Annotated in this window: 11 protein-coding genes and 2 tRNA genes; 5 read left to right on the top strand and 8 right to left on the bottom strand. The window is 54.5% G+C overall.

All coding sequences use genetic code 11. The features are described from left to right. Nucleotide 1: 1 nt before the first annotated feature. The 7 genes from ACLRGG_RS09915 to ACLRGG_RS09885 all read right to left on the bottom strand — a co-directional run bounded on the left by ACLRGG_RS09915 (nt 2) and on the right by ACLRGG_RS09885 (nt 6091). Nucleotides 2-1240, bottom strand: a complete 1239-nt coding sequence (locus ACLRGG_RS09915; protein WP_416249618.1) for a DotU family type VI secretion system protein — start codon at nt 1238-1240, stop codon at nt 2-4. A 17-nt stretch (nt 1241-1257) separates the two neighbouring features. Then, nucleotides 1258-2601 carry a type VI secretion system baseplate subunit TssK gene (gene tssK, locus ACLRGG_RS09910; RefSeq protein WP_067703827.1) on the bottom strand — a complete coding sequence of 448 codons (1344 nt, stop codon included), beginning with the start codon at nt 2599-2601 and terminating at the stop codon, nt 1258-1260. A gap of 25 nt (nt 2602-2626) precedes the next feature. Further along, nucleotides 2627-3139, bottom strand: a complete 513-nt coding sequence (tssJ, locus tag ACLRGG_RS09905) for a type VI secretion system lipoprotein TssJ (RefSeq protein ID WP_416249617.1) — start codon at nt 3137-3139, stop codon at nt 2627-2629. A gap of 24 nt (nt 3140-3163) precedes the next feature. Next, nucleotides 3164-3661, bottom strand: a complete 498-nt coding sequence (locus tag ACLRGG_RS09900) for an SH3 domain-containing protein (RefSeq protein WP_416249805.1) — start codon at nt 3659-3661, stop codon at nt 3164-3166. An 880-nt stretch (nt 3662-4541) separates the two neighbouring features. Next, nucleotides 4542-5222: a pyrimidine 5'-nucleotidase gene (yjjG, locus tag ACLRGG_RS09895; protein WP_416249616.1), complete on the bottom strand. Its 681-nt coding sequence runs from the start codon at nt 5220-5222 to the stop codon at nt 4542-4544. A gap of 46 nt (nt 5223-5268) precedes the next feature. Next, on the bottom strand, nt 5269-5709 hold the full coding sequence (gene rimI, locus ACLRGG_RS09890; protein ID WP_416249614.1) for a ribosomal protein S18-alanine N-acetyltransferase: 441 nt from the start codon (nt 5707-5709) through the stop codon (nt 5269-5271). After that, entirely contained in the window at nt 5672-6091 is a 420-nt protein-coding gene (locus tag ACLRGG_RS09885; protein ID WP_416249613.1) for a DNA polymerase III subunit psi, read from the bottom strand. The genes rimI and ACLRGG_RS09885 overlap by 38 nt, the downstream gene beginning before the upstream one ends. Before the next feature lie 131 nt (nt 6092-6222). On the opposite strand from ACLRGG_RS09885, the gene rsmC reads away from it, so the two are divergent. The 3 genes from rsmC (at nt 6223) to ACLRGG_RS09870 (ending at nt 7646) form a co-directional block, all read left to right on the top strand. After that, on the top strand, nt 6223-7257 hold the full coding sequence (rsmC, locus tag ACLRGG_RS09880; RefSeq protein ID WP_416249611.1) for a 16S rRNA (guanine(1207)-N(2))-methyltransferase RsmC: 1035 nt from the start codon (nt 6223-6225) through the stop codon (nt 7255-7257). A gap of 184 nt (nt 7258-7441) precedes the next feature. Continuing rightward, a tRNA-Leu gene (locus ACLRGG_RS09875) sits at nt 7442-7528 on the top strand. Nucleotides 7529-7559: 31 nt separating this feature from the next. Continuing rightward, nucleotides 7560-7646: transfer RNA gene (locus tag ACLRGG_RS09870), tRNA-Leu, on the top strand. A 41-nt stretch (nt 7647-7687) separates the two neighbouring features. Here ACLRGG_RS09870 and ACLRGG_RS09865 read toward each other — a convergent pair. Beyond that, nucleotides 7688-7972 (bottom strand): DUF1435 domain-containing protein, encoded by a 285-nt coding sequence (locus ACLRGG_RS09865; RefSeq protein WP_416249610.1) that lies wholly within the window; start codon nt 7970-7972, stop codon nt 7688-7690. A 264-nt stretch (nt 7973-8236) separates the two neighbouring features. Here ACLRGG_RS09865 and ACLRGG_RS09860 point away from each other — a divergent pair, with 264 nt between their 5' ends. After that, nucleotides 8237-9337 carry a GGDEF domain-containing protein gene (locus tag ACLRGG_RS09860; protein WP_416249804.1) on the top strand — a complete coding sequence of 367 codons (1101 nt, stop codon included), beginning with the start codon at nt 8237-8239 and terminating at the stop codon, nt 9335-9337. 499 nt (nt 9338-9836) lie between these two features. Next, entirely contained in the window at nt 9837-10631 is a 795-nt protein-coding gene (gene fhuF / locus ACLRGG_RS09855; protein ID WP_416249609.1) for a siderophore-iron reductase FhuF, read from the top strand. Nucleotides 10632-10849 lie beyond the last annotated feature (218 nt).

The raw sequence follows: 10849 nt of genomic DNA, 5'->3' as shown, positions 1-10849 counted from the left end.
GTTAATTTCCTTGCTGCAAACCGTTCATTTCTGCCCGGGTGTTATCGGGTGAAACCAACAGCGTGATGTCCACCCGGCGATTGCGCGCGCGGTTCTCCGCGCTGGTGTTCGGCACCAGCGGGTTGCTTTCGCCACGCCCTTCCGCCTTCACGCGCTGCGGCTGGGTCAGATGCTGTTGCAGTCGCGTCTGCACCGACTGCGCCCGCGTCAGAGAAAGCTCATAGTTAGAGGCGAAGCGCGCGCTGCGGATAGGCACGTTATCGCTGTACCCCACCACCAGGATCCGGCCATTGACGTTATTCATCGCCTGAGCAATGCGATCCAGCACCGCTTCATAGCGCCCGCGCACGGCGGTGGAGCCCGAGGTGAACAGCCCGTCGCCCTTGAGGGTAACCACGCTGCGATCGGCTTCATCCTTCACCGCAACCAGTCCCTGCTCCACCTCCGGACGCAGAAACGCCTTCAGATTCAGGGATGCAGGCGGCGGCGGGGCCGGATTTTGAATGGTGACTTCCGGCAGCGGCGTCTGATAGACCGCCGCCAGCACCGGGCTGGTGGCATCGCCCAGCCGCCAGTTCAGCAGGATGTAGAACAGGCAGGCCAGAAAGCCGACCAGCGCACAGCAGGCCCAAAGCGGCACCACCGGACGCCAGAGCTTCCGGGTAACCGGATGGTCTTCGGGGTGCGGTGAGAGCGGCGGCGCATAGCCGCCGCGTACCGAGCGGATCATCTGGAGCAGGCGCTGCTTGATGGTTTCCAGCTGCGAGCGGCCATTATCCAGCACCCGGTAGCGCCCCTCGAAGCCCAGCTGCAGGCAGTAGTTGAACAGCTCCAGCAGCGCAATCTGCTCGCGCGGATTTTGTGAGAGCTTGGCCAGCAGCTGGAAGAACTTCTCGCCGCCCCAGGTTTCATTGTGGAACGTGACCAGTAATCCCTGCCCCGGCCACACGCCGCGGCTTCCCCACGGGGTAAGCGCGGCGGCCTCATCCAGCGCGGTGCACAGGCAGTAGCGCGCGCCGATAATCACTTCATAGGGTAAGCTGGCGCGCTGACAGTTCATTTCAAACTGGCGCATCTCATCGATCAGTCGCTGGCGCAGCCCGGCGGGGTCAGCATGCGTGACCGAGTGCCGTATTTGTGGGATAGCGTTAAGCAGCCCGTTAGCCGCCGCCACCAGCGGATTATTACTGCTCGCGCCTGAAAAGAGATCGTTCTGCGCGGTAGCCTGTCGTTCGTGCATGATTGTTGCTCCCTGCGTCAGGCTGACTGACTACGAATGGCCCAGAACTCCATCGCCAGTCCGGGAAAATCACCGGCCAGGTGAAGCGCAAAGGTGCCGGACTTTTCCATCTCCTGCCACAGCTCGCTGCCTTTCTCTAACTCAAAGTAGCTGTAGCCTGCATGCCAGGGGATTTGCGGCGGTGCGACGGGCATAGCGCGCAGCACCATACCCGGCAGCTGAAGCTGTACCAGATCGCGTATTTTGGTCACCGGCGCCACCTTCATCTGCGCCGGAAAATGGGTCTGCAACGCTTCGCCCGGCACGTTGGCGCGCACGGCGAGCACAAAACCAAAATCGCGCACCATGGCGGCATCCGGTACGGTCGCCACGTTCAGGCCGTGGGAACGTTCGGTAAGCGGCAGCTGGATGGCGTTCTCTTCCATCACCAGCGACAGCCCCTGGCGCAGCATCAGCATCAGCTTGCTGAAGGACCAGGCCAGATCGTCATGGTTGTAGACCGGCAGGGCGGCGTCCGGGGAGCGCTGCGGCGTGTAGGTGGTCAGCTCACTGGCAAAGGCCAGCCAGGTGGAAAAGAGCTGTTCCGGGTGCAGCAGCGGCAGGTTTTTCAGGTGGCTGACGTGTCCGACATGATGATTCACCAGCGCCAGCAGCATAAAGTCGACCATCTCAGCGGTGTTAAAACGGCCAGGCTGTTGCAGCCGCTGACCTATCTGCTGGCTGCGCTGCTCTAACAGACCCAGCATATCGCTCAGGTAGTCGAACAGCTGCTGATGGGCAATGCAGTTGAGCATCGGCGGGATGTAGCTGCTGTCGAGCCGCACCTGGTTGTCACTGCGCTTTTCCAGTACGCGAAACACCGCCATGGCGGTCCATTCGGCGGTCAGCTCGCTTTCGAGCATCAGCCGCAGGCGAAGCTGACCAAACTGTACCGTGGCCGACCCTACCGACAGGGCGTTAAAATCATCCACCTCCTGCTCGAAGCTGACGTAGCGGGCCAGCGAGTCTGCCGCTTCGCTGAAGATCACCTCTTCACGGCCGTTGCGCCGGGCAGGCAGTGCCAGCACCACCTTTTCTGCGCCCTGATTATCACTGATTGCCAGCGGCGGCGGGCCGTTGCGTCCGTCGCGAAAAGAGAAGAAGGTGCCGTCCGGCAGCAGCCCGCTGGCGGAGCCCAGCGCAATTTTGCCCTGACGCAGCATGGCTTCATCGATCTCAAAATCAAGAAATCCCCACAGATAAGGCCGCTGGGTCAGTGACCAGTTGCGCAGGGTGCTTTGCTGATAGCTTTCTGACTGCTGGAAATGATGCGGGCGCAGAAACATGCCCTCGGTCCAGACCACTTTTTCGATTTTATTCATAATGGCTTCCGTTATCAGTCAATGCTTATTCGCTGACGGCGCGCAGCCCGCTTACGTCTGCAATGATGTCGGCCTTCAGTTCGTCTGACGAGGACTGCCAGAATTTGTACGCGCTGCCGCTGCCGGGCGTAGGTAACGGTAGTGAGATCCGCCACTTTTTACCGTCCAGCGACTGGTACTCGCCCAGAATGCCGATATAGCGCGCGTCTGACGTGCTCTGCCCGCTGATTTTTTTATTGAGTTGTCCCGGCATCAGGAAGAACTGCTCGCTGTTAATGTTAAGCAGGTTGTTACCCAGCAGGGCGGGCGCATTGTTTTGCAGCGAATAGAAATCGGCAGACATAAAATCGGCGTCCGACTTCAGCAGCATGACGCGGACCTTAAGCGGCGCGCGGTCATTGATCTGCGGATTAGCCCGAAAAAGCAGGCTGTATTGAGAAGGTTCGCTGTGTGAAGAGGAGGAGCAGCCCGTTATGGCGCTCAGCGCCATCAGGAAAAACGCCTGGAGGACCAGGCGAAAAAATACCATTCTGTTCATAATGATGCGGCCATTAGCGCGTTATCAGTCGATGATCCAGGTTCCGCCATTGCTGTTCTGGCAGGCCTTGCTGTCGCCAGCGACGGCCACACAGGTCTTTTTAGCGGGGGCGCGAGCGCGTTTGCGACGGGAATCGGCCTTTACGGTTTTATCGTAGAGATCGCTTTTTACCACGGCGCGTAACGGCACATAGCCAATCAGCTGCTCCTGACCCTGTTCGGCAAGGGCAAACCAGTTGTTTTCCACCGTACCCAGCACGGTGTAAGGCTTGCCGTTATCGAGATAGCTCACCAGCTTGCCGCCAAAGTCCGGACGCGTCATCACCGAGGCGTTGTACAGCGCGCGGTACTCTTCGTTAACCGGGGTAAAGGTGGCTGGCGGCTGCACAGCGTGCCGGTAGGTCAGCTTTATGCCGTCAACGGTGCTTGAAACGAGGGTGTCGTCCGTCAGGGGTGGCGGGGGAGCCTTACATCCTGCAACGGTCAAAATAAACAGCAGACTTAACGCGATTCGAATTTTCACCATGATCCTCATGAAGTTTAGATAATAAAAGGCGGAGTCCAGTCTGGCGCTTCGCCATCAACAGAATTAAGGGGGTATGTACGCGGCAGCGACGCAGAAGCACGTCGCTGGCGAGCTGAGAAAGCACGTTTCACAGCCCGATAAAAAATACTTACCAATGTAAACTACAGATAAAGGGGCAGGCGGCCGGGAAAACGGAGGAGGCATTACAGCTTTCATTCCAGCTCCTTACCCTTTTTTTGGGAAAAAACCAGAGAAAACGACAATAACGCGTACGTTGTACCCAATCCACTTACTGAAACGCGTAATAAGATTAAGTGATAATAACCTTAATGAAACTTATCACATTTAAAAAACATTATATTCCCAACCAGGCGTACAAATAACCTAATCGCTTAATTGTAGTTAAATCAATAAGTTTACTGCTGAATTCTGGCATAGCTACCGCACGAGCCTGCGCGCTCAGTCGCGACTCTTAACTAAAGGATTATTTGATTTAGGAATTTTCGGCAAGTTTACAGCGTCTTTGCATTTATTCAACATTGAAGTCTCACGGCAGGAGAGTTAAGAGATACTTAAGTGTTAAAAATAAGTGAAATTTCCTAAGACTGGACCTAAAAAGGCAGATAATTCTTAATAAAAATCGTCTGGAAAAATTTTTTTAGATTGAATTATCTAAATTTTCGCTATTTTTAATTACCAATAAGTATATATGGATACCCCAAAAGGAGTATGAGAGAGGAGAAATGAGATGGGGTAAAAAAAATGAGACTAGCGTCTACAGAATAAAATATCGAAATATCACTTTAAATGCGGATTAAGCAGAGCTTAATCCCGCATGAAGCCCTATTTTATGTATAAAAAAGGTAAAAAAGTAAACTTAAGCATTTAGAAACACTTCCAGCTCACGTAGCGTTTTCACCTCCAGGGTCGGCACGATTTCTGCTGGCAAGGGGCGCTGGTGGGCGTTCAGCCAGCAGGTTGCCAGGCCCGAGTTAATTCCTCCCAGAATATCGGAGTCAGGATTGTCTCCCACCATCATCACCCGCTCACGGGCCGGGTCCCCCATCTGGCTGAGCGCATAATCAAAGATGGCCGGATGGGGCTTGGCATAGCCCACCTGCTCCGATACCACCAGCAGATCGAAGGTGTTCAGCATGCCGTTATGCGTAAGCCTGATCTCCTGTAGCGCAGTAAAACCGTTGGTGATAATACCCAGTTTCACCCTGCCGCGCAGGCTGTTAAGCAGGCTGACTGCGCCCTCCAGCGGTACGCAGATTTCGGCCATCGCACGCAGAAACCCGCTGTTTAAATCGTGCGGGGTCACCTTAAGCCTGTCGGCCCAGCTCTGGAATCGCCGATGCTGAAGCTGGATCGCGCTGATGGCGCCATTCTGGTAATCCACCCACAGCGGCTGATTGACGGCCTGGTATTCGCTGTAGTCGTCGGCGCTAAAGGCAACGCCATACTGCTGAAAAAGATGCGTTAATCCTGCCCGGGCATCAAAGTGAAACAGCGTGTCGTCAGCGTCAAATAAGATCCAGTCCCAGTTTTTCAACATCGTGATACATCCTTAAGGGCGTGTTGGTGGCAGGCACGCTGCGGCGTTATACCGTTAGCGCCATAATAATCGCGTCTTCTTTGCCGTTGGCGGTGGGATAATAGTTGCGGCGCACCGAGACTTCGTTGAAGTCGAGCGAGGCATACAGCGCGATAGCCGGGCGATTGGATGCGCGAACCTCCAGCCACAGGGTCTGAATTCCCCGCGACTCCAGTTCAGCGACCGCGTGCTGAAGCAATTCGCGCCCCAGGCCCCGACGCTGAAAATCGGGATCGACCGCCAGGTTGAACAGCGTCGCCTCGTCCAGCACCACCTGGATAATGGCAAAAGCGGCCATCTGCCCTGCCACATCCAGCCGGAAATTCAGATAGCGTTCGCCCTGATTGGTGATAAAGGTTTTTTCGCTCCAGGGAAAGGCATGGGCGCGCTGCTCAATAATAAAAGCCCGCTCAAGATCGGTCGGGGTCAGTAAAGAAATCTGATTCATAGTGTGAGATCTGCTGCCACAGGGCGCGTTTTGCACCGGCGTTATCGTAAAGCTCCGCAAGCGCGGGCGAAGCAATATGTGAACCTTCCCAGGCTGCTGACGCATCCAGCCCAAGAGACCAGCTAACGCAGCGGGTGTCATCAGGCAGCATGGCACTCTGGTCGGGCGTAAGCACAACCACTTCATGTTCGTGCATCATCATCGCCCTGAGTACGTCGCTAATCAGCGGGTCGGTCAGCGGCGGAGGAACGGCGGCCACGATCAGCAGGCGCGTTTCCTGTCTGATAGAGACGGCTACCTCACCATGCAGGGCGCGCGGACGCCGCAGCGTATACTGCGTTATGCCCATTTGCTGTAATAACCAGTCACGTCTGGAAGACATCATTTTTCCCGTCTGGTCGCCCGATTGCGTCGCTATGCTAACAAACCCTCCGGGCTGCGCCAATAAACCTCTCTCCCCTTCTTGCCTGAAATTTGCGTATAATCGCCACTCTGATTCGTAAGGAGCCACCGATGTCTGCATTTACCCCGGCCAGTGAAGTGATACTGCGCCACAGTGATGAATTTTCTCAACGCCGCGTACTCTTTGCTGGCGATCTGCAGGATGACCTGCCCGCCCAACTGGATACCGCGCTGAGCCGGGTACATACCCAACAGTATCATCACTGGCAGATCCTTAGCCGTGTGCTGGGGGAAGAGGCCCGCTACGGCCTGGTGGCAACGCCCGAGTCGGCAGCAGAGTGCGATACGCTGGTGTACTTCTGGCCAAAAAGTAAGCCCGAGGCGCTGTTCCAGCTGACCAATTTACTGTCGCTGATGCCCGTCGGCAGCGAGCTGTTTGTGGTTGGTGAGAACCGCAGCGGCGTGCGCAGCGCGGAGCAAATGGTCGAAGAGTGGGTCACGCTTAACAAGATTGACAGCGCCCGCCGCTGCGGTCTCTATCACGGACGGATTGACGCCGTGCCTGCGTTTGATGCCGATGCGTGGTGGGAAGAGTATCCCCTTGGGCATCTGACGGTGAAAACGCTGCCGGGCGTGTTCAGCCGCGACGGTCTGGATGCGGGCAGCAATCTGCTGCTTTCCACGCTAAAACCGCACACCAAAGGTAAGGTACTGGATGTTGGCTGTGGCGCAGGCGTACTGTCCGCCATGCTGGCCAGCTTCTCACCGAAAGTCCGCCTGACGCTGACCGACGTGAATGCCGCCGCCGTGGAGGCCAGCCGGGCAACGCTGGCGGCTAACGGTCTGGAAGGCGAGGTATTTGCCAGTAACGTCTACTCCGACGTCGCAGGCCGTTTTGACATGATCATCTCCAACCCACCGTTTCATGATGGCATGCAAACCAGTCTGGATGCAGCCCAGACGCTGATCCGCGGTGCGGCAAAGCATCTCAACATGGGCGGCGAGCTGCGTATTGTCGCTAATGCGTTTCTGCCTTACCCGGCGGTGCTGGATGAGATTTTCGGCAGCCATGAGGTGCTGGTACAGAACGGTCGCTTTAAGGTCTACCGTGCCGTGCTGTCGCGTCCCAGCAAGACCAAACGCTAATAGCCCGAACACTGGCGTCCCACCCTGTCCGCAAAGCGGCAAGTTGCTGATACGCAACAGGCCCGCAGGCAGGGGGTTTTTCAGGTAAATGCCGCAGGGGACTCAAATAACTGTTGACGTCCCCTGGAAAATCTCTAGAATGCGCCTCCGTGGTTGCAATACAGCATTGTTGTATTGCGGGTATGCGAAGGTGGCGGAATTGGTAGACGCGCTAGCTTCAGGTGTTAGTGTCTTAACGGACGTGAGGGTTCAAGTCCCTCTCTTCGCACCAACAACCACGCTATTCATAGAACACACAATGCGCGAAGGTGGCGGAATTGGTAGACGCGCTAGCTTCAGGTGTTAGTGTCTTAACGGACGTGAGGGTTCAAGTCCCTCTCTTCGCACCACGTTGAATCTGTTTTCCCCTCCTTTTGTCTTTCCCATTGCATTACATCAGCCCAAAATTAAGCGATATAGCCGCCATTCCCCCCGCCAGCGCCAGACATGATGGCAGCAGCAGGTAGTGACGTAGCCGCTTGTGGAAAAGCATTACCACGGTCGACAGCAGCGCGATGACCACCACCACCCGCCACCCGGAAAATGTCAGATTCATCAGTGCAATCAGCGGCATCAACGCGCAGGGAAGCAAGACGCCCCACGCACTGTCGAGCCGTTTCCCGAACAGTAAACTCACTCCCCAAAGCCCGCATGCCGCGATCATCGCTATGACCATTGTCGTAATCCGCACCGTTATGGATGATAATGATAACCAATAGCATATAAGAACTTTTATCACTTTGCAGCAACAATTACGCCTGTCGTGCTTTAAACTTCACCGCCACGGGTGACAGTAAGCACACGGCATGTTAAATTAACGCGGAATTAATATTAAGATAATTAAAATAGTAACGTCCACAAACTATTCCAGCATAGAAATAATCCGTTAATTTCGGTTAACGACGTTTGTTATTTCAAAGCAGTCATGAGTAGAAAAATAATGATATTACAAAGCTATGATGAATTGCTTCACAGCAGGCATCGACTGTCGCTGATGCTATTTCTTTTTCTAAACACAGCAACTTCACTCTTTTTTTTATGCAGCAATGAGAAAAGTATGCCCCTGGCGCTGACGCTACCCACCGTTATCATTGCGGCGATCGGTCCAGTTATATTGCTCTGGATGATATTAAAGCCCTCAGGGAAATTTCCGATATTAAATATGGCGGCATTAATTACGGGTTTACTCTGGACCTGGCAAATTGTCCTTAAGTATTCATTGGTGTTTTATTTCGACGGCAGTTTTTTAGTTATAAGCCTTGTGGGCGTGTTTTTTATCAGCACCATCACGCTGGGCGATCACCTCCTGGCCTTTTGTCTGCACACCGGCCCCGCTTCGCTGGCGATTCTGCTGCTGGATCACGGCCAGCATACGCTGCTGATTCTGTTCACCATTGCCCTGCCGCTGTTTGGTTTTACCCTGCACCACCTGATGCAGCGCCGGGGTGACCGCTTTACCCGTCGTCTGATGCATCAGCTGTACGTAGAGAAAGAGACCTACAGCGATCTGAGTATGCTGGATCCGCTGACTGGTCTGTATAATCGCCGTGGGCTGAAAAACCGGCTGGAGGGGATCCTCGAAAATCATGCGGGCAGCCACTATGTGCTGCTGCTGGATATTGACCACTTTAAGGCCTATAACGATAACTACGGCCACGCCATGGGCGATCAGGCGCTGGCTCGGGTTTCCGTGGCAATCCGTGATGCAGTGCGGTCACGCGATATTGTGACCCGCTTCGGCGGCGAAGAGTTCCTGGTGTTGCTGACTAACGTAAACGAATCCATTGCGATGAAGCTCTCCGATCGCATCCGCCAGTACGTGCTGGACCTGAAGATCCCGCATCGGTTTAACGAGCAGGTCGCCACCCACGTCACCCTCAGCGCCGGTTTCGCCCCGCTTTTTGAGAATGATTTTGATGGCGCACTGGCGAATGCTGACCGCGCACTCTATCTGGCAAAAAACAGGGGGCGCAATACGATACTCTCCTATGAAGATATTGGGCGAAGCGCTCTTTCGCAGCCCGCAGATGCTCTGCAATAACGCAAATGGCCCACCCGCGGGCCAGTAAATTATTAATGTTATGAACCTAAAAAATTAATTCCTGTCTCAGTTTTTTTATCTACGCCCTGCATCTTTGCATCTGTAATAATAAACAACAGCACAAGCCTGAAAATTAAGAATCCGCAGGTGAGAATTTTTTTTCGCCAGGCATAACCGGCTCTCAGTTTCGCTTTATATCCTGAAAAAGTGCATCATTATTCCCCATAAGGGAAATTATCTTTCCATAACTAAATATTGACCAATGAATTATTCTTCACTACCAATGCGGGGGATTCTCATTTAACGTCTTTTATCACCCTTCTATTAATAAGGATTAAAGCGCTATTTTTTGCATTGAGGCACTCAAAAAAAGTGTTCCCTTTATCTTATTGATGCTGCTGGCCTGGCGACTGAAAAATGATGCTTGTTTGTCCGTTTTTGCTCAGATACAATCAATAACGATTATCATTCGTAGTCAAGAAATCTTAAAGGACTGGTCATGGCCCCTGGTATTCGTCAGGCAGCTGAGCGGGTTTCCTTACCGCCAATCTTTTTACAGAGCAATCAGCCGCTGGCGGTGTCGCTGCGCGCGCTGTTTAGCGAGCATCGGGATTACGTCCTGGAAACCGTCAGGCTGGGAGAGACGCCGCCGGCTACCAGCATGACGCTTGCACACTGGTCTGAACCTGCCAATTTTGCCCGCCTAAATGCGCTATACAGTGACTTTATTTACCGTGAGCATCCCGACCTGACGCGCGAAAACAAGCCACTGCAATCCCTCTGGGCGCAGTGGTATTTCGGGCTGATCCTGCCGCCGATGGTAATGGCGCTGCTGCTTGAAGACCGCGCCCTCGACTGCTCACCTGCCTACTGCCGTATTGCTTTTCATGAAACCGGCCGCCCGGCCACATTTTGGTTTGACGTGCGCGAAGACAGGGATGCTCGCCACCTCGGCCCACGCCGTCGCCTGGACAGGCTGGTGCTGCGCCACCTGCTGCCGGTGGTTGAAGGGATTGAGCGGCACGGTGATATTAACGGCAAGCTTATCTGGAGTAATACCGGCTTTTCCCTTTACCACTGTCTTGATGAGTTAACGCCAATGCTGGGTGAAAAACTGCGTACCGAACTGGAGCACGCCATGTTTTTCAGCAAAAGTCTGCTCGACGGCTCTGATAATCCTTTTTACCGGACCATGCTGCCGCGCGAGGGCGAGATGCAGCGTCGCACCTGCTGCCAGCGCTACCGGCTTCCGGACGTTCAGCGCTGCGGAAACTGCACGCTAAAATCCGTCTGAGCCTATACGGATGTGCCTGGGGCGTGTCCGCATGACAACGGTCCCCGCAGGGCTTAGCACCCGGCCCCCGCAAAAACAGTAAACATCACAGATGCCAGTCACAGTTCCCAGTCTGGGCTGGATCTTAAGTTCAAAACCTGCTCAGGTGAGACGGCTATGTTGCGGCACTTAAGTTTAAAACCTACTCCGGTGATCAGGCTATGTTGCGGGTCAGAACG

The sequence above is a fragment of the Erwinia sp. PPS120 genome (assembly GCF_047918655.1).
Classification (GTDB): Bacteria; Pseudomonadota; Gammaproteobacteria; order Enterobacterales; family Enterobacteriaceae; genus Erwinia; species Erwinia tasmaniensis_A.
The sequence above is the reverse complement of the archived record's forward strand: the minus strand, read 5'-3'. Positions and strand labels throughout refer to the sequence as shown.